Here is a 24,203-nt window from a genome sequence, read left to right on the forward strand (position 1 = left end):
GGAGAAATGAAGACATGACCCTGCGCCGCGCCGCCATCGTCGCCCCGATCCGCACCGCCGTCGGCAAGTTCGGCGGTGCGCTGTCCTCGCTGACCGCGGGCGAATTGGGCGCGGTGATCCTGAAGGCGCTGGTCGAACGGACGAAGATCGACCCGTCGCGCGTCGACGACGTCGTCTTTTCGCAAGGTTACGGCAATGGCGAGGCACCGAGCATCGGCCACTGGTCGTGGCTCGCCGCCGGACTGCCGCTCGAAGTGCCGGGATATCAGCTCGATCGCCGCTGTGGGTCGGGGCTGCAGGCGGTGGTCAACGCCGCGATGATGGTCCAGACGGGCATGTCCGACGTCGTTGTCGCGGGAGGCGTCGAATCGATGTCGAACGTCGAACATTATTCGACCGACATTCGTAAAGGGGTTCGCGCGGGCAACCTCACGCTCCACGATCGGCTGACGCGCGGGCGGCTGATGTCGCAGCCGGTCGAGCGCTTCGGCGTCATTTCGGGCATGATCGAGACCGCCGAAAATCTGGCCAAGGATTATGATATCGGCCGTGAGGCGTGCGACGCCTATGCGGTGCGCAGCCACCAGCGCGCCGCCGCGGCATGGGCCAACGGCCTGTTCGACGACGAGCTGGTCCCGGTATCGGTGCCGCAGAAAAAGAGCGATCTGGTGATCTTCGCGCACGACGAGGGATACCGCGCCGACGCGACGCTCGAAACTCTGGGCAAGCTGCGCCCGCTGGAAGGCGGCGTCGTCACCGCGGGCAATGCGAGCCAGCAGAATGACGCCGCGGCGGCATGCCTTGTCGTCGCCGAGGACAAGCTCGACGAACTCGGGCTCACGCCCATAGCCTGGTATCACAGCTCGGCGGCGGCGGGCTGCGATCCGAGCCGCATGGGCATCGGGCCGGTGCCCGCGGTCGAGCGGCTGTTCGCGCGGGGTGGCCTTGGCTGGGGCGATATCGATCTTGTCGAATTGAACGAAGCCTTTGCGCCGCAGGTGCTCGCGGTGCTCAAGGGCTGGGGCTGGTCAGACGATGACAGCCGGAATGAGATCCTCAACGTCAACGGCTCGGGCATCTCGCTCGGTCACCCGATCGGCGCGACGGGTGGGCGCATCCTCGCGAACCTCACGCGTGAACTGGTGCGCCGCGAAGGGCGCTACGGACTCGAGACGATGTGCATTGGCGGCGGGCAGGGCATCGCCGCGATCTTCGAGCGCGCTGCCTGAGCATGGCCGATTTGCGCGAGGCGCTGGCGGCGGCGCAGGCCTATCGCGCCGCGGCCGAGGCGGCGCTTGCCGAACGACTGGCGCAGGCGCCGATCGACCGCGAGCAGCGTGCAGCGCACGGCTTTGCGTGGGTCGCGACGACGGCCGCGGCGCTGGAGGCGGTGCTGGAATGGTGCGCGTCCGGCCGGGAGACGAACCCGCTCGATACGAAAATCGCGGTGCTCGCCTTTGCCGAGGGGATCGGCCAGCTCGTCGGCGGGTTGCCGATGGGGCAGAACGAGATTTTCCGCCCGGCCGATCTTGGGCTGGGTGCCGAGGCGCTCGCGCTCGCCGATAACTGTGCCGATCTGCTCGACGCCGATCATGCGGGGGCACGCGCCGATGTCGCGATGGCGCTCGCCGACGGCAACTGGCCGAGCGAGACGCTCCACGACGCCGATCTCGATTCGATCCGCGACCAGTTTCGCCGCTTCACCGATGCCGAGATCGTTCCGCACGCGCACGGCTGGCACCTCGCGAACGATCTGATCCCCGAAGACACCGTGCAGGCGATGGCCGACCTCGGCACCTTCGGCGTCTGCATCCCCGAGGCGTTCGGCGGGCTCGGCCTGTCGAAGCTGGTGATGTGCATTGTCACCGAAGAATTGTCGCGTGGCTGGATCGGTGCCGGGTCGCTCGGCACGCGGTCCGAGATCGCGGGCGAGTTGATCGCGACGGGGGGCACCGACGCGCAGAAGGCCGAATGGCTGCCGCGGATCGCGAGCGGCGAGATATTGCCCACCGCGGTGTTCACCGAACCCGACGTCGGGTCGGACCTTGGGTCATTGCAGACGCGCGCGCGCCGCGACGGCGATCATTGGGTGATCGATGGTGCGAAGACCTGGATCACCCACGCCGCGCGCTCGGACCTGATGACCTTGCTCGCGCGCACCTTGCCCGACGCCAAGGGCTATGCCGGCTTGTCGATGCTGCTCGTCCCCAAGCCGCGCGGGAGCGAGGCCGAACCGTTCCCCGCCGTCGGGATGAGCGGCAGCGAGATCGAAGTGCTCGGCTATCGCGGGATGCGCGAATATGCGTTGCAGTTCGACGCGATGGCGGCGCCCGCCGACGCGCTGCTCGGCGGCGAAGAGGGGCAGGGGTTCAAGCAGCTCATGCGGACCTTCGAAGGCGCGCGCATCCAGACCGCCGCGCGCGCGGTCGGGGTGGCGCGGCGCGCGCTCGAGCTCGGGCTGGATTATGCGCTCAGCCGCAAGCAGTTCGGCAAGGCGATCGTCCATTTCCCGCGCGTGTCGGACAAGCTGGCGATGAGCCTCGTAGACTTCGTGATGGCGCGCGAGCTCAGCTACGCCGCCGCGCGCGCCAAGGACTCGGGCAAGCGCTGCGATATCGAGGCGGGCATGGCGAAGCTGCTTGCCGCGCGCGCCGCCTGGTCGAACGCCGACGCGAGCCTGCAGATCCACGGCGGCAACGGCTATGCGCTCGAATATGAGATCAGCCGGGTGCTCTGCGACGCGCGCATCCTCAACATCTTCGAGGGCGCGGCGGAGATTCAGGCGCAGGTGATCGCGCGCGGGCTGGTCGGGGGGCGCAACTAGAGCCAGAGCAGGGGCTGGCGGACCGGGAAGTTGCGCACGACCTCGCCGATGGTCGGATCCGGATTGAGGCGCTGCCAGAGGTCCAGCCAATCGCTGCGCTTTTGCGCGATGCCGCCGAAGAGCAGGCTCGGCTGGCGCACCGGGAAGCCGTCCCGATATTCGACGTCGGGCGGCAGCGGCCATTTCGCCTTGTCCGCGATGAACGGCGCCATCCACGCGATCGCGCCGCCGATCGAGCGGCCGTCTGGCGTTTTCCAGCCGATCAGTTCGCCGCCGCCAAGCAGCCACGCCGAGGCGGCGAGCACGTCGAGATTGAAGAGCGCATAGGCATAGGGTTTGGTGCGCGCGAGTTCGAGCGGCTGGCGGCCGTCGGGCTCGATCTGCGCCGGGATGATCACGGTTCGGAGCCGGCCCCCCGCATCCTCGAGAATATCGGGGCGGCCAAGCAACGCGGCAAAGCACGCTGCCTGCAGCAGCCAGCAGGTGCCGTGGTTGTTCTTTTCGTCGCGTTCGGTGGTGCCGAAGCGCGAGGTGGTCAGCCAGTCGAGATAGGCGGCGAACCAGCGCTCGACGCCCGCGCGGATCGCGGCATAGCCCGGTGCCTCTTTGCGCGCGAACAGCGTGGCGGCGCGCGCGACCTCGACGATCTGCAGCGTGTCGATCACCCCGATCGCGCGGCCGCTGTTCACGCCGATGATCGCCTGCGCGTGGTTCAGGTTCGGGTTCATCCGCGTCTTCGGATCGACGAACCACGCGGTCAGGTGGCGCATCGCGGCGCCCGCAAAACGCGTCTCGCCGGTGAGGTCCCACAGCGCCGCAAGCGCGGGCACGGTGCGGCCGAAGGCGATCAGCGCGTCGCGGTGGCCGTCGAACTTGTCGGGGTTCGAGCGGCCGTCGCGGCGCACATAGGGACCGCCGGGGTTTGCCGGGTCGGGCCACCAATAATCGCCCTCGGAATAATAGTCGTGCCGACCCGCGGGGCTGCGCGGCGCGAGGATCGCGGTGATGGTGCGCGGTTTGGCGGCGAGCAGGACTTCGGCTTGCGGCAGCAGGCGGCGGCGCTCGATTGCGCGGATGTCGAGCGCGCCGGGCCGCGGGCGCGCCCATGCTGCCGGTGCGGCGAGCAGTGCGGCAAGCAGCAGGGAGCGGCGCGCGATCATCCTCCGTCCTTACCGCGTGCGATGGCGCAGCAACAGGTCGCCGCCGATGCTGCGCGGATAGGCGCCGGGACCCCATGCATCGTCGGCGCGCACGAGCAGCGCGTCGAGCGTGTCGGCGGGCCAGCCTTGCTCCTTGTACGGCCAGTCGGCGGCGCGGTCGCGCCAGGCGGCGACATAGCCGGTCGCCTTGCGCAGCGAGCGGCCCTTTTCCTCGGCGCGATAAAGGTCGATGCCGAGGCACGCCGCGCTGTCGGCGACGGTGTAGGCGGCACCCAGCGCATAGAGCGAATAATGGAAACTGCGCGTGCGGGTCAATTCCTCGGGCAGCGCCCCCGACGTGTCGATCTGCTGCGCGATCCGCGCCTTGGGAAAGGCGGTGACGATCGCGCGCGCGATGTCGGGCCGCCGCGCGAACAACGCAAAACGCGCAACCTGCGCATCGTACCACAGGCCGTGGTTGTTCGACGCCTTGCCCTCGGCCTTGCCGTTCGGGCTGCTCAGCATCCAGTCGAGATAGCGCGAAAACCAGCCTTCGAGCGCGGTCGTCTCGACCGGCGTCAATGCGCCCGACGGGCCGATCAGCCCTACCGCGTCGATCACGCCGATAAAGCTCGCGCCGTCGAGTACGCCTTCGGGGCGGCCGTTCGACACGCCCGGCACCGCCTGCGCAAAATTCATGTTCGGGTTCATCGCGGTGGCGGGGTCGAGGAACCAGGCGCGGATCGCCTGCGCCGCACCCGCGGCATATTTGCGGTCGCCGCTGTAATAATAGGCAAGCGCGAGCGTGTCGGCTTCGCGCGCCATGCGGCTCAGCGCCAAGCGGTCGAAGCGATTGCTTTCGATATCGGGATTGGTGTCGCCGTCGCGGCGCACATAGGCGCCTTTCGGATTCGCGGGGTTCGGCCACCAATAACGCGCGAGGCTGACATAATCGTGGCGGTCGCCCGACACCGGAATGCTGCGCTTGTCCATCACCGAGGCGGGCTTTGATGCGAGCGCCGTGTCGGCGCGTATGATCAGCTCGCGGTAGGCGGCGCCGAGCGCCGCATCATCGGGAAGCGCCGCCTTGATCGCCTCAAGATCGGCGGGGCGCAGCGTGAAGGTGCGGCGCCCGTCGAACGATGCCGAATAGCCCTCGCTCGCGTTGCAGGTGGAATCCGGGGAAAAAGCCGCCGCCGCGGACGGAAATGACGCGGCGGCGGCCAGTATAGCCCAAGGGAGTCGGGCTAAAGTCGCTGGCTTCACAGGCGGACCCGGAAGCCGAAGAAATATTGCGGGCCGCTGCGCGACACCTCGGCGATGCTGTCGTACCCGCCCTTGACCATGATATCCTGCGTGTTCGTGACGTTGAGCGCCTGCAGCTTGACCTGAACATTTTTGGTGAGGTCGTACTGCGCCGACAGGTTCAGATAGGTGCCGCCGCGGATCTCGCGGTTGGTGCCGCCGTTCGGCTTGTAATAGCCCGAGCGGTAACGAAGGTTCGCGCGGAGCGAGAGGCCCCATTTTTCGAACCACACCGATCCGCTCGCGGTCCATTTCGACAGCCCGATCAGATTGGCCGGGTCGACATAGTCGGCGATCGGCGAGGTGTCGGGATATTCGAAATTGGCAAAGGCGCGGTTGACCGAGCCCTGGACGCCGAACCCGTCGAGCGGATCGGGAAGCCAGGTGAAGGCGTGGCTCGCGGTCGCCTCGACCCCATAAAGATGCCGCGTTTCGGCGTCGTTCGTCGGGGCCACCGGGGCGATGGTGACGGTTTCGGTCACCGGCGCGCCGCCGTCGCGGATCGTCGTGATCGTGACATCGGTGGAGATCGGCTCCTCGGCGCTGATCACCGTGCCCTTCGCCCATTTATAATAGCCCGCGACCGAGATTAACGTGTCCTGCGACGCGTAAAGCTCGAGGCTGGCGTCGAGGTTCCATGCGCGCAGCGGCTTGAGGTTCGGGTTGCCCGTCGTCGCGTTGAAGATGATATTGTCGACCCCCGTCGCCGAGGTGGTCGGGTTGAGGTTGACCCCCGCGCCGAAGCTTTCGATCCCCGAGCGCGCGATGGCGCGATAGGCGGCGAGGCGCAATTTGACCTCTTGCGACAGGTCGAAGGCGATGTTCGCCGACGGCAGGAAATAATTATAGCTGCCCTTCGCCTTGTTGGTCTGGAGCTGGCCCGCCGGGTCGACGCCGATCGAATAGGTGTCGCCGACGGTGTCGATGACGATCCGGTAAGGCTGGCGGAAACCGATCGAGGTGATGTCGGTCCTGACCCAGCGCAGGCCGATATTGCCGCTGAACGGCACGCTGCCCGCGTCGGATTCGAAATTCGCCATCGCATAAGCGGCATAGATGCGTTCGGTGACGTCGATGTCGCTCGGGTCGCGGCCGTCCTCAGGATAGGGCAGCGCGTCGTCGCTGCCGGCAAAGGTCCGGAAAAGGCAGTCGTTGTCGAAGGTCGCCCATTTGGTGACGTTCGTCCCCATGCCCTTCATGTAACTGGTCGTGGTGAAGGGCACGCGGCAATTCCGGTTCGCCTGCGTGATCAGCGCGGTGACCTGCGCGGGGGTGCCGGGGATCGTGTTGAGATCGTTGTTGCGGGCATTGTCGTTCGTACGCTGGTGATCCGACACACGCCCGCCGACTTTGATCCCGGTGATGAAGCCGTCGAGTTCGCGGTCGATGTCGAGCCGCGCCGCCCAGATCCGGTCCTTGCGGTCGGTAACGAAGCGGTTGCGTGCATAAACCGCGTTGTTGGCGGTCGCGAGGAACAGGTTCGGGTCGGTGATGTCGAAATTGTCGAACGCGACGACCGGCACGACATCGTCGCCTTCATAGGTCAGCGTATAGCCGACGCGGCGCGTCGAGCGCATGCGCGTCTGCTTCTGCGTTTCGGTGCGGTGGCTGTTCGAATAGGAGGCGTCGAGCGCGACGTTCCAGCGGTCGGGCGACCAGATCAGGCTCAAACCGCCGCCCAGATACTCCTCGACGCGCCGCCGCGTTTCGAGCTGGTTTTCGAGGTTCGAATTGCCGCGATAGCTCATCAACGCGCCGGACGAATAGCCGTTGCTGCCGTCGCCGATGACCAGCGGCTGGACCCCGCGCAGCCCCTCGGTGATGCCGAGGACGTTGCGGTCCTCGAGGCTGTTGCGGTTTGAATATTGACCGTCGATCGCGATTTCGAACTCGGGCGACGGGCGCCACTGGATCGCACCGATCAGGCCGTCGCGCACTTCGGACGTCGTCTGGGTGCGGAAGCTGCGCGACGAATTGGCGAAATAGGCGGGTCCACGCGTTTCGCCGACCACCACGGGCGTCGCGCCCGCACTCGGCGCAACCGAGCGCGGACCCGTCGCGAAGGTGCAGTTCTGGCTGGCGCCCGCCGCAATCTGCGCGGCGGCACTGCCGGTCAGCTGGAAGGGATTGTTCGCCGAGGTGTTGCAGAGCTGGAAGGTCGAATTGGCGTTGTAATAATCCTCGGGCGCGGTCGTGTCCTGCCGCTGGTAACCGATCGACACGCCGATATCGCCGAGCCCGGTTTCGAACTGGTCGGTGTAGGAGAAATTCGCGCGATAGCCGAGGCCGTCGTGCTGATAGACGTCATTGTCCTGCGGCTGGAAATCGCCGCGTACCTCGAACTGGATACGCCGCTTGCCGTAATCGAGCGGCTTCATCGACTTGAGCTCGATCACCCCGCCGACGCCGCCCTCGAGGAAGTCGGCGCGCTGGGTTTTATAGACGAGCACCCCGTTGACGAGTTCGGACGGGAATTGCTGGAAGGCGACCGAACGGTCGGGGCCGGCGGTCGATACCTCGCGCCCGTTGAAGGTCGAAAAGCTCAGGGTCGGGCCGAGGCCGCGCACCGACAGCTCGTTGGCGTTGCCCTTGAAGCGGTCGGCCGAGACGCCGACGATGCGTTCGAGTGTGTCGCCGACCGAATTGTCGGGGGTCGCGCCGATTTCGTCGCTGACGAGGCCATCGACAACGACGTCGGCGGCGCGCTTGAATTCGATCGAGCTGCGCTGCGTCGCACGGGTACCGGTGACGAGGATTTCGTCGCCGCCATCGACCGCCGCCGCCTGTTCGCTCCCGATTTCGGCGGGGGCTTCCTGTGCCCAGGCGGGCATCGCAGTAAATAGCGCAGCGGACGCCAACAGGGCGGCGCGGGTCGGCAAGGCCGATGGTGACTTCATTTCCCTCTCCTTTTTCACGCCGCCCCTGGTGGCGGCACTGACCCGGTTGATACCGGTGTCAATTTTAGATGTAATACAACTTGCGAGATGTATTACAACTTTGGGAGGGTAAGTCAATCGCCCGCATTGTGGGGGGCTACGGGCCGGTCACGGTGGACCGGCCCGTTTTATATCAACGCTTTACGCGCTTTTTCGACAGGTCGTACATCGCGGTGCCGGCGAGCAGATAGGCGCCGCTTCCGTAAAATTGCGTCTCTTTCGCCGACACGCTGTCGGGCCGGTCGCCGACCTGCTGGACCCAGCCGAGCATGCCGTCGGGCTGCACCGCGCGCTGCAGCGCGTCCCATCCGCGCAGCGCGGCGGGCTCATATGTCGCGCGGTCGAGCAGGCCGTTGTCGACGCCCCAGGCAAAGGCATAGGTGAAGAAGGCGGTGCCGCTCGATTCGGGCGGCGTGCCGGGGTCGTTGTCGAGCAGCGACGCGGGCCAATAGCCGTCGGCCTTTTGCAGCGTCACGAGTTTCGCCGCCATGTCCTTGAACAGTTTCGTGTAGATCGGCCGCTTCGGATCCTTCTTGTCCATCACCTGCAGCATCCGCACGAGGCCGCCCATCACCCAGCCGTTGCCGCGGCTCCAGAACAGCTTGCGGCCCTTGGCGTCGCGCATGTCGAAAAAGCGGCTGTCGCGGAAATAGAGATTTTCCGACGGGTCGAAGAGATAGTCGGTCGTCGCCCTATATTCCTCGTGCGCGAAATCGGCGTAGCGTTTGTCGCCCGTCGCTTTCGACAGCCGCAGCAGGGTCGGCGGCGCCATGAACAAAGCGTCGCACCAGCACCAGCGGTCCGTGCATATCGATGTGTTCTTGCCCGGCGCGACGGGGATGAATTCGAGGCCGATCGTCGGGCGATTGGCGAGGACATTGTCGAAATAGGCTTTCGTCGGCGCGATCACGCCTTTGCCCGCACCACTCTGCGCCGCCCACAGCCACGCCTGCCCGATGAGCTGATCGTCGGCGTGATAGGCGAGGTCGCCAAGCTGCCATTTCTCGGCGCGGCCGAGATCGAGCAGTGGTTGCGCATATTTTTTGTCGCGGCTGGCGAGCTCGGTCAGCGCGACCCAGAAGGTCGCCTGCTGCCAGTCGCGCACTTCCTGCACGCTCTTGCGCGCCGCGGGCATCGTCGCCCAGTTGGTGCGGTTCGCGAGCTGCCAGTCGGCGACGCGGCGCGTCTGCGCGAGGATCGCCGCGGGCTGCGGCATCGCGGGTTCGGCGGGTGCCACCGCGGCGGCGGGGGCGGTCATCATCAGGGCAAAGAGGCTCAGCGGCATGGCATTTCCTTCACGGCAACAAGGGGCGACCAGCGAAAGGAGGCACGTTTCGGCGTGATCTTGCCAGGGGCCGCGCGCGCCGCCCGCATAGCGCTGGGCGACGGTCTCCACCGCGGCGATGATATGATGTCCGAAAAGCGCGCGCATGCGGCAGGCGGGGTGCATCGGGCGCTGCGCATCGTGTTTCCTCTCCCATGGAGGTGTCGGCCTGACCTTGACACCGGTGACATATGTCTTTCCTTTTGGATCGAGTGTCAATAAGGTTGTCACACAACTAGTCATGTGGCGATGAGGGGATGGAATGCCGAAGATCGTGTCAGCCCGGGTGATATTGACCGCACCGGGCCGCAATTTCACGACGCTGAAGATCGAGTGCGACGACGGGACGACGGGCGTCGGCGATGCGACGCTCAACGGCCGCGAGCTCGCGGTCGCGGCCTATCTGTCGGAGCATGTCGTCCCCTGCCTGATCGGGCGCGACGCGCACCGCATCGAGGATATCTGGCAATATCTCTATAAAGGCGCGTACTGGCGGCGCGGCCCGGTGACGATGGCGGCGATCGCCGCGGTCGACATGGCGCTGTGGGATATCAAGGGCAAAATCGCGGGGCTGCCGGTCTATCAGCTGCTCGGCGGCGCCGCGCGCGAGGGCTGCATGGTCTATGGCCATGCCAATGGCGCGACGATCGACGACACGATCGAAGCGGCGCTCGATTACCAGCGACAGGGGTATAAGGCGATCCGTCTGCAATGCGGGGTGCCCGGAATGGCGTCGACCTATGGCGTCAGCAAGGACCGCTATTTCTACGAGCCCGCCGACAATGACCTGCCGACCGAGAATGTCTGGTCGACGGCGAAATATATGCGTGTCGTCCCCGAACTGTTCGCCGCGGCGCGCGAGGCGCTCGGCTGGGACGTCCACCTGCTCCACGACGTCCACCACCGGCTGACCCCGATCGAGGCGGCGCGGCTCGGCAAGGACCTCGAGCCCTGGCGTCCCTTCTGGATCGAGGATGCGACCCCGGCCGAGGATCAGGAGGCGTTCCGCCTGATCCGCCAGCATACGACGACGCCGCTCGCGGTCGGCGAGATTTTCTCGTCGATCTGGGATTGCAAGGCGCTGATCGAAAACCGGCTGATCGACTATATCCGCGCCACCGTGCTCCACGCGGGCGGCATCACCCATATGCGGCAGATCGCCTCGCTCGCCGATCTCCACCAGGTCCGCACCGGTTGCCACGGCGCGACCGACCTGTCGCCGGTGACGATGGCGGCGGCGCTGCACCTCGGGCTTTCGATCCCCAATTTCGGGATCCAGGAATATATGCGCCACACGGAGGAGACCGACGCGGTCTTCCCGCACGCCTATCGCTTTGCGGACGGCATGCTCCATCCGGGCGACGCGCCGGGCCTCGGCGTCGATATCGACGAGGCGCTCGCCGAATCCTTTCCTTATGCCCGTGCCTATCTGCCGGTGAACCGGCTCGAGGACGGAACGATGTGGAGTTGGTAATGCGTTTGACCTTCCTTGCCCTTGCTTTGCTCGCCGCACCGGTGGGCGCCCAAGAGCCCAAACCACAGCATAAACCGCTCCGGCCCGCCACGGCGGACGAGCAAAAAGCGCGCGCGGCGGTGGTGATCGCCGATTATCGCTTCGACGACCTCCTCTGGGAAAACGACCGCATCGCGCACCGTATCTATGGTCGCGCGCTCGAGAAGGCCGAACCGCCCTCCTCGTCGGGGATCGACGCGTGGGGCAAGCGCGTGCGCTGGCCTTTCATGGACCGGCAGCTGCGCACCGGCGACCAGCACGCCGACCATGGCGAAGGGATCGACTTCTATAATGTCGGTACGGGCCGCGGGACCGGCGGGCTCGGCATCTGGTACGACAACAAGCTGTGGACCTCGCGCAACTATGTGCGGCCGCGCATCCTGCAATCGAGGCCCGACGTTGCCGACTTCACCGTCGATTACGAGCCGTGGCCGGTCGATACGCTGCGCACGGTGCGCGAAACACGCCGCTTCACGCTGCCGGCGGGCACGAATTTCACCCGGATGACCTCGACCATCGCGTCGAGCAGCGATGCCGAGCTGATCGTCGGCATCGGCATTTCGAAACGGCCGATAAACGGGAGCAAGCTGGGCGAGGTCCGCAAGGACGCCGCCGCCGCGCGGTTGAGCTGGTGGGGACCCGCCGATGGCGAAAAAGGACGGATGGCGGCGGCGGTGATCGTCGATCCGGCCGCCTTCGCGGGATTTGCCGAGGATGGGGACAACTACCTGATCCTCATCCGCGTCCGGCCGGGGCAGCCCTTTGTCTATTACAGCGGCGCGGCGTGGGATCGCGGGGGGGACTTTGCGGCAGAGGGCGACTGGAATAGCTATGTCGACGCGCAGCGACCCGATTTCCGGCCCTAGCCAGCTTCGCGGCGCGATGATAACGCAGCATCCATGGCGGTAACCAAGGCGGCGTCGCTGGCGGATGATCTGGTCCAGCGCTTCGAGGAACAGATCGAAACGGGCGAAATGCCCGTCGGATCGCGTTTCCCGACCGAAAAAGAGATCACCGAGACGTTCGGCGTCAGCCGCACCGTCGTGCGCGAAGCTTATTCGCGCCTCGCCGCGCGTGGCCTGCTCGTGTCGCGGCGCGGGTCGGGTGCCTATGTCCCCGACGGCGCGCAATATCGCGCTTTCCAGGTCACCGCCGAGGAAATCGGCGAGATCGACGATGTGCTGAAATTGCTCGAAATGCGCATGGGGTTCGAGGCCGAGATGGCCGATCTCGCCGCGCGGCGGCGTACCGACGCCGATCTGGCGGCGCTGCGCAGCGCGCTCGACGCGATGGAGGAAGGCAGCGACGTCGACGCTTCGGTCGCCGCCGACGCCGCCTTTCACGCCGCGATCGCGCGCGCGACGGGTAATCCCTATTTCCTGCGCTTTACCCAGTTTCTCGGCGTGCGGCTCGTCCCCTCGCGGCGGCTGTACCTGCAAGGCGACGATCCCGTCCTGCATCAACGCTATGCGCATACGATCAACCGCGACCATGAGGCGATCGTCGTCGCGATCGAGGCCGGTGATCCGGTCGCCGCGCGCCGCGCCGCGCGCCGGCATATCGAAAAATCGATTCTGCGCTATCGCACGCTCAAGGAAAGCCGATAGCCGCCTGCCCGTTATTGCGCGCTATTGATCGGTGCGATTGGGTGCCGAACGCGTGCCCCAGAACGGGCCGCGCAGGAAATTAGCTATCTACTGACCTTGATTTCGACTCGTGATGCTCTATTCCAACCCCGTGCAAGGCGACCCCGACAATTACATAAGCCTGCTGTCTGCCGCGCAGATCGAAACGCTGCGGCACGTTTACGAGCACAAAAATTCCAAGCAGATCGCGCGGCTGATGAACGTTTCGCCGCACACCGTCGACGAACGCGTGCGGCGCGTGTTAAAAAAACTTAATGTTTCCAACAGAATAGAAGCGGCGCGTATCCTTGCTGTTAACGGTGTCTTCGATCATGTTACCCCTTATCAGCCTTTGACATATCAATTGATCGACCTTGGCGACGTATCTCCGCCCCCCGATGCGGAAGCGGGGCGCAGTTCGTTTCGGCGATTTTTCGATATAGGTTCGCCATTTCCTACCGCGTCCCAGCCGGCCAACCGGCATGGGTTGATGGAAAGGATAATCTGGCCGATTTTGATCGCTTTTGCGACAATCCTGGCCTTCTCCGCCCTCTATTCGATCCTTGTCGGACTCGGTCGTGTTCTGACCTGATGTTCGAACGAATGCTGCGGGGGGGAACCGGTAGCATTCTTTTTCAAGGAAAAAGATGATGCTGAATCAACGAGTTTCTGCGGCGAAGAAGATCGCTTCCGACCTGCACCTGGCCGAAGACGCGATCGACGAAGCGATGATCCGCATCGCCCAGCTCGCCGCGACGCTGCCCACCGCGCGCCGCGAAACCAACATGTCGGCGATCGTCGGCCAGGAAGCGATGGCAAAGGTCGCGCATGCGCTCGCCGCCGCGGGCGAAGTCCGCCAGCTTCTGACCGACGCGCATCTGGCGCTGACCGTGACGCAAAAGGAAGTCGGCCTCGGAACGCGGATGTTCGGCGCGGGCGTCAAGCCGGCCGCCGCGAAGCTGGTCGACGAAGGCAGCAACGATCGCTCGGGCGATGGTGCTGCTACGTTCGCGAAGGCCGGTTGATCCGCAAGAAAGGTTGACTGCCACAATGTGGTCCGTGGCGATTTATTATGCTGTCTTGCTCATCACGGTGGCCGTCGCGATCCGACGCGGCGGGCCATTGGAACGTTGGGCGGCCTATACAGCATTGATCGCCTCGGTCCTCACCAGTGCCCTGACGCCTTTTCCGACCTGGACCGATATTGAACTGAATATCTTCATCATCGACATGTTCGTTCTGCTGAGCTTCTGGTTCATTGCCATGCGCACGCAGAGTTTCTGGCCCTACTGGATTACCGGTTGGCAGCTGATCGCTATTTTCGGTCATATCCAGAAGTTCATGTTTTCGGAGATATTGGCGCGACCCTATTCGCTCCTCTCAGTCTATATATCGTACCCGATCCTGTTGCTGATCATCTATGCATCGGGTTCGTCCAGCCGGCGGGAAAACGTCACGGCCTGATATGTGGCTCCCCAGGGGCATCGTCACATGCAGCAATTTTCGAACCAAGAAATTGCCGAGCTGAAATCGCGGGTCGACCAGATCCACGAACTGCTGGCGAGCCGCGGCGAGGAATCGCCGGGCGCGTCCGTACGCGCCATCGACAGCGCGCGCGGCAACACGGCGTCGAACGCGGCGCTGCTCGACCAGCTGTCGTTCAGCATCCAGGTTCGGCGCATCCGCCGCAGCCATTTCGGCACCGCCGAAATGTCGGGTCCGACGTGGGACATGATGCTCGACCTGATGCTCGCGGGCGCGCACGGCCGCGTGCTCAGCGCCAGCGATCTTGCGACCGGCGCGGGCGTTCCGCTATCGTCGGGGCTGCGCATGATCGCTGCGCTCGAACGCCGCGGGCTGTTGCACCGCTCGATCGACGAGCGCGACCGGCGCCGGACGATCGTCCGGCTGACCGATATCGGCACCGAACGCATGGCCACCTATTTCGAGAAAATCGGGGCCGCCTGGCAGAACGGGCAAACGCTGGCAGCCTGAGGGGCTGACCTTACCCCCGAAACCGGGTGCGGGGCCGACTGGTCGCGCGCACCGCACCCGGCTCCTCCTATTCGGTCATTTCCTTCATCATCCGATCGACCTTGATCATCGCCTCGCGCTTGATCTGGCAAATGCGCGCGGCGCTGACGTCGAGCGTCAGGCCGATTTCGTGCAGGTTGAGCTCTTCGAAGAAATAGAGCTGGAGCACCATCTGTTCGCGGTGCGACAGGCGGCCGACGCACTGGCGCAGCGCCCCCATCAGATCCTCCTGCTCGCACCGTTCGTCGGCGCCCGCATCCTCGTCGGTCGCGAGGAAGGCGCCGATGTCGGTGAGTTCGTCGAGCGAGGTCGACCGGCCATGCGTCGCATTGCGTTCGAGCGCGAAATAATCCTCGGCCGACATGTCGAACGCGACCGCCATTTCGGCCGTTGTCGGCGCGCGCATCAGCTGCTGTTCGAGCGCGGCGCGCATTGCGTGGATCCGCTTCGCCGCGACCATCGCCGAGCGGCCGACATCGGCCTCACGGCGCAGCTGGTCGATCATCGCGCCGCGGATGCGCGTCGTCGCATAGGTGGCAAAGGCGAACCCGCGCTCCTCATAATTGCGGCTCGCCTCGATCAGCGCGATCAGCCCGGTCTGGATCAGGTCGTCGAGCTCGCTCGTCCGCGACACGCGCGAAAACACCTGCCACGCGATCTTGCGAACGAGCGGCGAATATTCTTCGACCAGCGCCTCGACGCTTTCGCCGTAGCCGCGTGCGCGCGGCGCGCGGCCGGCGGTCCCGGCAAATTGCTCGGCGGCCTCAATTCTCATGCGGTTGGTCCTCCATGTGGGCCTCGGGCCCGGACGCGAGGCGGGGCACTTCGGCGCCGATCGTCGCGACGATTTCGGTCTGCTTGGTCGCCGGAATCTCGAGGTAGGAGATGACGGCGACGTCGGGGAAAGTGGCGCGCACGAGGCGCGAGAGGGCGGAGCGGCAGATCGGCGAGGCGACGAGCGCAAAGCTGCGCGTCTGGAGCAGCAGCGGTTCGACCGCCTGCCCGACCTGGTCGATGATCGTCATCGCCATGCCATGCTCGAACGGCCATTCGGCGGCGGGATTGGCGCGCACCGCCTGGTTGAGCAGCACCTCGACCTCGGGGCTGAAGGTGACGACGGGAAGCGGCATCCGGCTCGGCACGATCGTCTGGACGATCAGCGCGCCGATGCGCTGGCGCACCGCTTCGATCAGGTCGATCTCGCCGAGCTGCTGCGGCGACAGCGCCACCATCGCTTCGGCGATCTTGCGGAAATCGCGCAGCGGCACGCGCTCGATGAGCAGGGATTTGCACAGGCTCGCGACGCGGGGCAGCGAATAGCCCTGCGGGCTCAGATTCTGCGCGAGCTGCGGATAATGGGTCTTGAGATTGTCGATCAGCGCCTGCGCGTCGTCGATGCCGAACAGTTCGGCGGCCGAACCGACGATGCTGTTGTTGAGGTGCGTCGCGACGACGGTCGCCGGATCGACGACGGTATAACCCGCGGCGATCGCGTCATTCTGCATCGCCTTCGGGATCCACAGCGCGTCGAGGCCGAAGGTCGGATCCTTGCACGGGCGGCCGATGACCTTGGTCACGAGGTCGCCCGAATCGAGCGCGAGCATTTCGTTGGGGAAGACCTCGTCCTCGCCGACGATCACCCCGGCGACCGAGATGCGATAGACGTTGCCGGGCAGCGACAGGTCGTCGGTGACCTTCACCGGCGGCACGACGAAGCCGAGTTCCTTCGACAATTGGCGGCGGATACCCGTGATGCGCGTCATCAACGGTGAGCCCTTGCGTTCGTCGACGAGGGTGACGAGCGCATAGCCGATCTCGAGCTGGCACGCGCTCGCGTCGCTGACGTCGGCCCATTCGATCAGCGACGGGTCGGGCGCGGGGGCGGCGGGTTCGGGCAGGTCGGCGACCGCGGCGGCGCTGCGGCGCAGCTGCCAGCCGATCCCGAAAGAGAGCGCCGCGGCGGGCAGGATCAGCATCTGCGGCATCGCGGGAACGATCCCCAGGATGAAGAGGATGCCGCCGACCGCCATCCAGATGTTCGGCGAGGCGAACTGGCTGCCGATCTGGCCGCTGAGGTCGAAGGGCGAGGCGACGCGGGTGACGATCGCCGCGGCGGCGATCGACAGCAGCAGCGCCGGGATCTGCGCGACGAGCGCGTCGCCGATCGCGAGCGTAATATAGGTGCTGCCCGCTTCGGAAAAGCTGAGCCCATGGCTGAAGATGCCGAGGATCAGCCCGCCGACGATATTGACGAACAGGATGAGAAGGCCGGCGACGGCGTCGCCCTTCACGAATTTCGACGCACCGTCCATCGAGCCGTAGAAATCAGCCTCGGTCGCGACTTCGACGCGGCGCGCCTTGGCTTCTTCGGGGCTGAGCAGCCCGGCGTTGAGATCGGCGTCGATCGCCATCTGCTTGCCCGGCAAGGCGTCGAGGGTGAAGCGCGCCGACACTTCGGACACGCGGCCCGCGCCCTTGGTGATCACGATCAGGTTGATGATCATCAGGACGAAAAAGACGAACAGGCCGACGACATAGTCGCCGCCGATCAGCACCTGGCCGAACGCCTCGATGACATGGCCCGCCGCCGCGGTGCCTTCGTGGCCGTGGACGAGCACGACGCGCGTCGAGGCGACGTTGAGCGCGAGCCGGAACAAGGTCGCGAGCAGCAACACGGTCGGGAAGGCCGAGAAATCGAGCGGTTTCGACGCCTGCAGCGCGACCATCAGGATCAAGAGGCTGATCATGATGTTCGCGACGAAACTGATGTCGAGGATCAACGGCGAGACCGGGATCACCATCAGCCCGACGACGATCAGCATCCCCGCGGGCAGCGCCGATATGCCGGCGATGCGGCCGATGTTGGCCAGATTGAAGCCGCCGGTCATGCCGCGCCTCCCGAAAGCGACGCGAGCCGCCGATAGGCATCGGCGGCAAAGCCCATCGAGAGCTTCCTGGGCATAGGCTGGATATCCATCATCTGTAAGGGCGGGCGTCCGCCGCCATTGTTCGCGAGGCCGCTCGAACTGGTCGCCTCAGCGTGCCAGCCCGAGGGGGCGAAGGGCTTCATATTTTCGATCTTGCCGCCGTCCTCGAGCTTCACGCGAAAGCGATCGCGGATCTCGGCGAGGCTGCGCATGCTGCCGTCGGGGGCGTAAAAGACCGACCGGTTCGCGGCCGCGGCCTCGGGCATCATCGACGCGCCGGGCTGGTCGGGGTTGGTTTCGAGCGCGGTCAGGAATTTGGCGGCGCCGCCCGACCCGAGGAAATGCGCGAGATAGAGGTCGACGGGTTCGGCGCTGCGGCCGATCCGGCTTTCGATATAGTCGCGATTGTCGCCGGTCAGCGCGGCGGCCATGTTCGACGACGCCGTCGGATCGTCGCGGAGGTCGAGGATTTGCTGGCGGAGCGCGGGATCGGCGACCGTCAGCCGGCCCGACGCGTCGCGGCCGATCGCATCGGCCGCCCAGGCGAGGCCATGGTTCGCGCCATGGCGGTCAAGCGTCGCGAGCCAGGTCTGCTTGGTGAACTGATACAGGCCGCGCGCCGACGAGGTCTGCGCCTTTGCGGTCGGATTATAGCCGCTTTCGACGCGCGCGACGTCGAACAGATAATCGAAATCAATCCCCGAACGCGCCGACGCATTCTGCACCGCGTCCATCACGGGAGCGGCGATGCGGGTCGAACCCCGTGGATTGTTGATTGCGTTCATACTGTTGGTTCCGCTTGTTCAGCAGACCAAAAGCAATCATCGTGCCATTTCGCAGAAACGGCGGGAAATTATGTGGTTATCAGTAGCTTAAAGCCGCCCCACGCGGACGGGTGCCGCGGATTTCGTGGCTCTTGTCAATCCTCTGACGCGTCCAGTTCTTCAGGATATTGACGCGCATCGCGGCGGCTTCGAGCTGGCTGAGCGTCTTCCCGATCAGCGCGCGGGCGCGATGCTCGCTGCCTGCGGGGATGTTCGCGCCGCGAAACAGGATCACCGCGGTCGCGAGCTCCTCGGTCGCTGCGATGATCGCACCGGCGTCATGCCCGTCGAGCGCACCCACCAATATTGCCAGTCGCGATTCAATTTCTTCCATCTGCGCCAGCATCATTCGGCCCCGCTATGGAAATCGAGCATCGCGCTCGCGATGATCGCGGGATGCACGCCATAGCTGCCGTTGGCGATCGCGGTGCGCAGCGATGCGACGCGCGCGATGTCGACCGGCGGCGCCTGGTCGGCGAGGCTGCCCGCGAGGCGGGTCAGGCGCGCGGTCGGCAGATTGTCCTGCGCCGGCTGGAGCTGCGCCGGGGCGCGCATCGCGGTCGCCGCTTCGCTGGCGACCCTGCGCAGCGGGCCGGCACGGCCGATGCCGCCGACTGGTCCGATCTTGCTGTCACCCGACATAAAAGCCTCCATCCGGTGCCGTCAGAAAAGTGACGACGCGGTTCACGAAGGCTTTAACGGACGCGGTTTCGATCGTTTAAGGCGGCTCGCCGCAAAAAAGACAAAAGAAAGGCCCGGCGCCGTCGGAAAGCCGACAGTCCGGGCCTGGTCCGAGGGTAAGCGAGGGTAATCAGTCTTGCAGTTTCGCGCGGCCGGCTCCGGTGACGGTAGCGCTGAGCGTCGATTTGGCGTCGGCGCCACGCAGTGCAATCGTCTCGCCGACGCGGCCGTCCTGCGTCGCGATGGCGGCGTAGCTGATCGAATAGGTTTCGGTTTCGATCGTCACGCGGACATTGTCGCCGCGGCGGATGACGGGCGCGCTTGCCGCGGGGCGGGCGAAGCTCGCCGCGACCGGCGATGCACCGGCGGGGGCGGTCATCGGCACGCGCAGGCGCCAGCCGAGCGAGGCGCAGCGCACCGCGAGCGTCTGGGCGTCGAGTGCGGTTACCGATGCCTGTTCGGGGCAGCGCGCCAGCTTGATGCGGCGGTCGACCGGGGTCGCGTTCCGCCCCATGGCGTTGGCGACCATGTCGGTCAGTACGTCGATCGTCTGCCAATCCTCATTGCCCTGCTGCGCCTCTGCCGCGATCGGCGCGGCGAGCGAAAGGGTGGCGGCGCATGCGGCGAGCCGCGCGAGAATGTTACGGGACAAGGTCCATCTCCTTCGGTCCAAAATGGTCGCCCGATAAACTGCAGGAAGCGTGCCAGTCGCGGTTTGGTGCGCGGTTTTGCGGGCCGTGTGCGGCGTCGTCAGATTTTTGACGAGCCACACGCGCCGCAGACGTTGATCCAAATTAAACAACTGAAAAATATGAATAATCATGGTTTGGCACGGCCATTGCATCATGTCTTGGTGTTTTTCCGCGCGTCCGTGCCAACCGGCCGGATCCCGGTGAAAGCCCCGTCGCCGGAGGCGACAAGCGAAGGAATGTGATGATGGCATCCGAGAAACTCTTTGGCCTACACGCCACCGCGCTGCAGCTGCGCAGCCAGCGCATGATGATGCTCGCGTCGAACATCGCGAACGCCGCGACGCCGGGTTACAAGGCGCGCGATATCGATTTCGCCAAGGCGCTCGACCTTGCGCAGCAGGGCGGCTCGACCGAGGGCGCGATCAGCTATCGCGTCCCCGTCCAGGCGTCGCTCGACGGCAATACCGTCGAGATGGCGACCGAGCAGACCGCGTACGCCGAAAATGCGCTCGCCTATCGTTCGAGCCTCTCGTTCCTCAGCGGGCGCATCAACACGCTGTCGCGTGCGCTCAAGGGCGAATGACGATGAACGGCAATTTCTCCGTCTTCGACATCAGCGGCCGCGCGATGTCGGCGCAGCTCGTCCGATTGAACACCACCGCGTCGAACCTCGCCAATGCGGGAACGGTCGCGGGCAGCGAGGCGGGCGCCTTCCGCTCGCTGAAGCCCGTCTTTCGCACGGTGATGGACGATCATGGCCGCGCGACGGTGCAGATCGACCAGGTCACGACCTCGAAAATGGCGCCCTCGAAACGCCACGATCCGTCGAACCCGCTCGCCGATGCCGACGGCAACGTCTGGGAAGCCGCGGTCGATAGCGCCGCCGAGCTGGTCGAGATGGTCGAGACCGCACGCCAATATCAAAACAACGTCCAGGTCCTCGAAACCGCGAAGGGCCTGATCAACGAAACCCTCAGGATGGGACAGTAAAATGAGCGTCAACAGCATCACCAACAATAGCAATCCGGTGTTCCAGCCCAAGGGCGGCAAGCAGATGGATCAGGGCGACTTCATGCGCCTGATGACCGCCCAACTGTCGCAGCAGGATCCGTTCAACCCGGTCGATAACCAGCAGATGGTTGCCCAGATGGCGCAATTCTCGAGCCTCGCCGGGATCAGCGAGACGAACACGGTGCTCTCGAAGATTTCGGAGCAGCTCACCGCGCAGACCCAGCTGCTCAAGGACATCAAGGCGGCAACACCGGCGCCCACGCCGACGCCGCCCACCACTTAAGCTCCCCACCTTTCAGGAAGGATTAGTCCATGTCATTCTATACTTCGCTTTCGGGCCTCAAGGGCGCGCAGACCGACATGTCGGTCATCTCGAACAATATCGCGAACGCCGGCGCGATCGGCTTCAAGCGCAGCAAGGCGCAGTTCGGCGATATCTTCGCGTCGTCACCGACGCAGTCGACGAAGATGATCGCGGGTCAGGGCACGCGCCTCAACGGCATTACCCAGCAGTTCACGCAGGGCTCGTACGAAGCGAGCGAAAAGACGCTCGACCTCGCGATCGTCGGCGAGGGCATGTTCATCGTGAAGGGCGAGCCGCCGCGCGAAGCCATCTCCTATACGCGTAACGGGTCGTTCGAACCCACCCCCGACCGTTATGTCATCGATTCGACGGGCGCGAAGCTTCAACTTCTGCCGATCGATGCGAACGGCAATGTCACGAACAACACGCTCGCCGGCGCCTTCGACCTCCGCCTGCCCGCGGGTGCGCCGACCGATCCGGCCTCGGGGCTCGTCAACGTCACGATCGGCCTCGACGGCCTCGTCACCGCGACCTTTGCGAATGGTGAAGACCAGAAGCTCGGCAAGGTCGCGATGGCGACCTTCCCGACGATGTCGGGCCTGCGCCCGACCGGCGACGCGCATTGGCAGTCGACGGGCGAAAGCGGCCCGCCGACGATCGACGCCGCGACCAACGGCCCGATGGGCGCGGTCCGCTCGGGCGCGCTCGAGCGCTCGAACGTCGATATCACCGAGGAACTGGTGATGTTGATGGCGGCGCAGCGCAATTTCCAGGCGAATGCCAAGGCGATCGAGGGCGCGTCGCAGCTGACCCAGACGATCATCGGCATGCGCTGACGAACCGCTGACCGCCGCCTGCCGGGAGATTATCGATGGACCGCCTTATCTATACCAGCCTCGCCGCGATGCGGGGCAGCATGTCCCGGCAGACGGCGATCGCCAACAATCTGGCGAACGCCCAGACGCCGGGCTTCCGCGCCGACATGGCGAGCGCGCAGTCGCTGTGGCTCGACGGCGACGGGCTCGATGCGCGCGCCATGTCGTCCGAAGAAGTGCTCGGCGCCGATATGAGGGCGGGCACCGTCACCCAGACGGGGCGCGACCTCGACATCGCGATGCAGGGCGATGCGCTGCTCGTGGTGCAGGCGAAGAATGGCGAAGAAGCCTATACGCGGCGCGGCGATCTGCAGATTTCGCCCAGCGGGCTGCTCACCACCGGCGACGGCAATCCCGTGCAGGGCGGCCAGGGACCGGTGACGATCCCGCCCGCCGACGCGATCACGATCGACCAGGAAGGCCGTGTGTGGATCGTGCCGCAGGGCGGCGATCCCGAAAATCCGCAGGAGGTCGACCGGCTGCGGCTTGCGACCCCGACGGGGTCGGACATCGCCAAGGGGCTCGACGGCCTGTTCCGCGTGAAGGGCGGGGGCATATTGCCCGACGATCCCGAAGCGCGGCTTCTGACCCGCTCGATCGAAGGATCGAACGTCACCGCAACCGCTGCGCTCGTCGAGATGATCGAGGCGAGCCGCAGCTGGGACACCCAATTGAAGATGATCGGCGACGTGCGCGACATGGACAGCGCAACCGCCAATCTGATGCAGCTTCCCCGTTAAGGAGATTATGAAATGAGTATCGGTGCCTTGCACGTCGCGCGGACCGGTCTGGATGCCCAGGGCTTCCGGATGCAGGTGATCGCCAACAACCTCGCCAACGTCAACACCACGGGCTTCAAGCGCGACCGCGCGAGCTTCGAGACGCTGAGCTATCAGATGATGACCGCGCCGGGTGCGCCGTCGACGGCGGAAAACCGCTATGCGACCGGTCTCAACCTCGGCACCGGCGTCGCGCTCAACGGCACTGCGCGCATGGATACGCAGGGCACCTTCCAGGCGACGGGCAACGGGCTCGACGTCGCGATCGACGGCGCCGGCTATTTCCAGGTCGAGATGCCCGACGGGCGCACCGGCTATACCCGCGCGGGCAATTTCGGCCGCTCGCCCGACGGCACGATCGTGACCTCGGACGGCAAGCCGATGACGCCGGCGATCCAGATTCCCGAAGATGCCAGCAATGTGACGATCGGGCTCGACGGCACCGTGTCGGCGACCGGTGCCGACGGCACCGCGCTCGACCTCGGGCGGATCGAGATCGCGCGCTTCGCCAACCCGGCGGGCTTGCAGGCGATCGGCGGCAATATGCTCGTCGAGACGCAGGCATCGGGCGCGCCGCTGGCCGGCGGTGCGGGCGAGGAAGGCCGCGGCACGCTGCGCGGCGGGATGCTCGAGGGATCGAACGTCAATGTCGTCGAGGAACTCGTCGACATGATCGAGACGCAGCGCGCCTATGAGGTCAATTCGAAGATGATCTCGGCCACCGACGAGATGATGAAAAATGCCTCGCAGACTCTCTAATCTGGCGATGCTTGGCCTTGCGCTTGCGCCCGTCACGGCGCTCGCGAAGGACAAGCTGCCGCCCGACGCCTTTTCGGTTTCGATGCCGATGCCGCCGGCACCGCCGCCGGCGAACGGCTCGATCTTTCAGGGCAGCTATGTGGCGCTCACCTCGGGCGGGCGCGCAGGCGCCGTCGGCGATATCGTCACGATCCAGCTCGTCGAGCGCACCGCGGCGACGAAAAGCAATGCCGCGGGCACGCAGCGCGACGGCGATATCGGTCTGACGCCGCCGACCACCGGGCCGCTGTCGCTGTTCAATCCCAGCGACATTGCGATGGGTGGTAGCCAGGCGTTCAAGGGCAAGGGCGATGCGTCGCAGTCGAACGCGCTGTCGGGCGAAGTCAGCGTGACGATCGCCGCCGTCTATCCGAACGGGACGATGTTCGTGCGCGGCGAAAAGCTGCTCACGCTCAATCGCGGCGACGAACGCGTCCAGATTTCCGGAATCATCCGCGCGATCGATATCAGCCCCGAAAACCGCATCCTGTCGACGCGCGTCGCCGATGCCAAGATCCGTTACGTCGGCAAGGGCGAGATCGCCCGCGCGAGCCAGCAAGGCTGGCTGCAGCGCTTCTTCTCGATCATCAGCCCGTTCTAACAGAGGAATTT

26 protein-coding genes are annotated in these 24,203 nt (G+C 65.5%); 16 read left to right on the forward strand and 10 right to left on the reverse strand.

Annotation, left to right across the window (positions count from 1 at the left end; translation table 11 throughout):
• The first annotated feature begins 14 nt into the window (after positions 1-14).
• Together ATE70_RS19330 and ATE70_RS19335 are read left to right on the forward strand one after the other, a co-directional pair.
• On the forward strand, positions 15-1,229 hold the full coding sequence (locus ATE70_RS19330) for an acetyl-CoA C-acetyltransferase (RefSeq protein ID WP_058539326.1): 1,215 nt from the start codon (positions 15-17) through the stop codon (positions 1,227-1,229).
• Positions 1,230-1,231: 2 nt separating this feature from the next.
• Entirely contained in the window at positions 1,232-2,824 is a 1,593-nt protein-coding gene (locus ATE70_RS19335; RefSeq protein ID WP_058539327.1) for an acyl-CoA dehydrogenase family protein, read from the forward strand.
• Here the strand turns inward: ATE70_RS19335 and ATE70_RS19340 are convergent.
• The 4 genes from ATE70_RS19340 to ATE70_RS19355 form a co-directional block, all read right to left on the reverse strand.
• Positions 2,821-3,984, reverse strand: coding sequence for an alginate lyase family protein (locus ATE70_RS19340; protein ID WP_058539328.1), 1,164 nt, complete (start codon positions 3,982-3,984; stop codon positions 2,821-2,823). The two genes, ATE70_RS19335 and ATE70_RS19340, sit on opposite strands and share 4 nt — an antisense overlap.
• A 9-nt stretch (positions 3,985-3,993) precedes the next feature.
• Positions 3,994-5,229: an alginate lyase family protein gene (locus ATE70_RS19345; protein ID WP_156419711.1), complete on the reverse strand. Its 1,236-nt coding sequence runs from the start codon at positions 5,227-5,229 to the stop codon at positions 3,994-3,996.
• The gene (locus ATE70_RS19350) at positions 5,226-8,165 is read right to left on the reverse strand and encodes a TonB-dependent receptor (RefSeq protein ID WP_058801029.1); all 2,940 of its coding nucleotides are present in this window, start codon (positions 8,163-8,165) and stop codon (positions 5,226-5,228) included. The genes ATE70_RS19345 and ATE70_RS19350 overlap by 4 nt, the downstream gene beginning before the upstream one ends.
• A 172-nt stretch (positions 8,166-8,337) precedes the next feature.
• On the reverse strand, positions 8,338-9,636 hold the full coding sequence (locus ATE70_RS19355) for a glycoside hydrolase family 88/105 protein (RefSeq protein WP_231733423.1): 1,299 nt from the start codon (positions 9,634-9,636) through the stop codon (positions 8,338-8,340).
• Between the two features lie 154 nt (positions 9,637-9,790).
• Between ATE70_RS19355 and manD the strand changes: the two genes are divergently transcribed.
• The 7 genes from manD to ATE70_RS19390 all read left to right on the forward strand — a co-directional run bounded on the left by manD (position 9,791) and on the right by ATE70_RS19390 (position 14,661).
• Positions 9,791-11,002, forward strand: a complete 1,212-nt coding sequence (manD, locus tag ATE70_RS19360) for a D-mannonate dehydratase ManD (RefSeq protein WP_058539330.1) — start codon at positions 9,791-9,793, stop codon at positions 11,000-11,002.
• On the forward strand, positions 11,002-11,907 hold the full coding sequence (locus tag ATE70_RS19365; protein WP_058539331.1) for a DUF4861 family protein: 906 nt from the start codon (positions 11,002-11,004) through the stop codon (positions 11,905-11,907). The genes manD and ATE70_RS19365 overlap by 1 nt, the downstream gene beginning before the upstream one ends.
• Positions 11,908-11,940: 33 nt before the next feature.
• Complete coding sequence (locus tag ATE70_RS19370; RefSeq protein ID WP_058539332.1) at positions 11,941-12,648, forward strand: FadR/GntR family transcriptional regulator; 708 nt, start codon at positions 11,941-11,943, stop codon at positions 12,646-12,648.
• A gap of 112 nt (positions 12,649-12,760) precedes the next feature.
• Positions 12,761-13,258: a response regulator transcription factor gene (locus ATE70_RS19375; protein WP_231732763.1), complete on the forward strand. Its 498-nt coding sequence runs from the start codon at positions 12,761-12,763 to the stop codon at positions 13,256-13,258.
• Positions 13,259-13,316: 58 nt separating this feature from the next.
• Positions 13,317-13,691: a hypothetical protein gene (locus ATE70_RS19380; RefSeq protein WP_056373730.1), complete on the forward strand. Its 375-nt coding sequence runs from the start codon at positions 13,317-13,319 to the stop codon at positions 13,689-13,691.
• Between the two features lie 25 nt (positions 13,692-13,716).
• Positions 13,717-14,130, forward strand: a complete 414-nt coding sequence (locus ATE70_RS19385; protein WP_058539334.1) for a hypothetical protein — start codon at positions 13,717-13,719, stop codon at positions 14,128-14,130.
• A gap of 27 nt (positions 14,131-14,157) precedes the next feature.
• A complete protein-coding gene (locus tag ATE70_RS19390) occupies positions 14,158-14,661 on the forward strand; it encodes a MarR family winged helix-turn-helix transcriptional regulator (protein ID WP_058539335.1) in 504 nt (167 codons plus the stop codon).
• 67 nt (positions 14,662-14,728) lie between these two features.
• On the opposite strand, the gene ATE70_RS19395 is transcribed toward ATE70_RS19390, so the two are convergent.
• From ATE70_RS19395 to ATE70_RS19420, 6 genes are all read right to left on the reverse strand, one after another.
• Positions 14,729-15,475, reverse strand: a complete 747-nt coding sequence (locus tag ATE70_RS19395; RefSeq protein WP_056373201.1) for a sigma-70 family RNA polymerase sigma factor — start codon at positions 15,473-15,475, stop codon at positions 14,729-14,731.
• Positions 15,465-17,588 carry a flagellar biosynthesis protein FlhA gene (gene flhA, locus ATE70_RS19400; protein WP_058539336.1) on the reverse strand — a complete coding sequence of 708 codons (2,124 nt, stop codon included), beginning with the start codon at positions 17,586-17,588 and terminating at the stop codon, positions 15,465-15,467. Before flhA ends, ATE70_RS19395 begins: the two co-directional genes overlap by 11 nt.
• Complete coding sequence (locus ATE70_RS19405) at positions 17,585-18,412, reverse strand: transglycosylase SLT domain-containing protein (protein WP_058539337.1); 828 nt, start codon at positions 18,410-18,412, stop codon at positions 17,585-17,587. The genes flhA and ATE70_RS19405 overlap by 4 nt, the downstream gene beginning before the upstream one ends.
• A 79-nt stretch (positions 18,413-18,491) precedes the next feature.
• On the reverse strand, positions 18,492-18,800 hold the full coding sequence (locus ATE70_RS19410; RefSeq protein WP_231732753.1) for a hypothetical protein: 309 nt from the start codon (positions 18,798-18,800) through the stop codon (positions 18,492-18,494).
• Positions 18,797-19,093, reverse strand: coding sequence for a flagellar biosynthesis anti-sigma factor FlgM (gene flgM, locus ATE70_RS19415; RefSeq protein WP_058539338.1), 297 nt, complete (start codon positions 19,091-19,093; stop codon positions 18,797-18,799). Before flgM ends, ATE70_RS19410 begins: the two co-directional genes overlap by 4 nt.
• 169 nt (positions 19,094-19,262) lie before the next feature.
• On the reverse strand, positions 19,263-19,784 hold the full coding sequence (locus ATE70_RS19420) for a flagella basal body P-ring formation protein FlgA (RefSeq protein WP_058539396.1): 522 nt from the start codon (positions 19,782-19,784) through the stop codon (positions 19,263-19,265).
• 284 nt (positions 19,785-20,068) lie between these two features.
• On the opposite strand from ATE70_RS19420, the gene ATE70_RS19425 reads away from it, so the two are divergent.
• Genes ATE70_RS19425 through ATE70_RS19455 form a run of 7 tightly spaced genes read left to right on the forward strand, consistent with a single transcriptional unit; the run spans position 20,069 to position 24,192 of the window.
• Positions 20,069-20,407: a flagellar basal body rod protein FlgB gene (locus ATE70_RS19425; RefSeq protein WP_058539397.1), complete on the forward strand. Its 339-nt coding sequence runs from the start codon at positions 20,069-20,071 to the stop codon at positions 20,405-20,407.
• A complete protein-coding gene (flgC, locus tag ATE70_RS19430) occupies positions 20,404-20,814 on the forward strand; it encodes a flagellar basal body rod protein FlgC (RefSeq protein ID WP_037512556.1) in 411 nt (136 codons plus the stop codon). Before ATE70_RS19425 ends, flgC begins: the two co-directional genes overlap by 4 nt.
• 1 nt (position 20,815) lies before the next feature.
• Positions 20,816-21,118, forward strand: coding sequence for a flagellar hook assembly protein FlgD (locus tag ATE70_RS19435; RefSeq protein ID WP_058539339.1), 303 nt, complete (start codon positions 20,816-20,818; stop codon positions 21,116-21,118).
• 29 nt (positions 21,119-21,147) lie between these two features.
• Positions 21,148-21,975: a flagellar hook-basal body complex protein gene (locus ATE70_RS19440; protein ID WP_058539340.1), complete on the forward strand. Its 828-nt coding sequence runs from the start codon at positions 21,148-21,150 to the stop codon at positions 21,973-21,975.
• Between the two features lie 35 nt (positions 21,976-22,010).
• Positions 22,011-22,754: a flagellar basal-body rod protein FlgF gene (gene flgF / locus ATE70_RS19445; RefSeq protein ID WP_058539341.1), complete on the forward strand. Its 744-nt coding sequence runs from the start codon at positions 22,011-22,013 to the stop codon at positions 22,752-22,754.
• A 12-nt stretch (positions 22,755-22,766) separates the two neighbouring features.
• Entirely contained in the window at positions 22,767-23,552 is a 786-nt protein-coding gene (gene flgG, locus ATE70_RS19450) for a flagellar basal-body rod protein FlgG (RefSeq protein ID WP_058539342.1), read from the forward strand.
• On the forward strand, positions 23,533-24,192 hold the full coding sequence (locus ATE70_RS19455; RefSeq protein WP_058539343.1) for a flagellar basal body L-ring protein FlgH: 660 nt from the start codon (positions 23,533-23,535) through the stop codon (positions 24,190-24,192). Before flgG ends, ATE70_RS19455 begins: the two co-directional genes overlap by 20 nt.
• Positions 24,193-24,203 lie beyond the last annotated feature (11 nt).

The organism is Sphingopyxis sp. H053, assembly GCF_001468225.1.
Classification (GTDB): Bacteria; Pseudomonadota; Alphaproteobacteria; order Sphingomonadales; family Sphingomonadaceae; genus Sphingopyxis.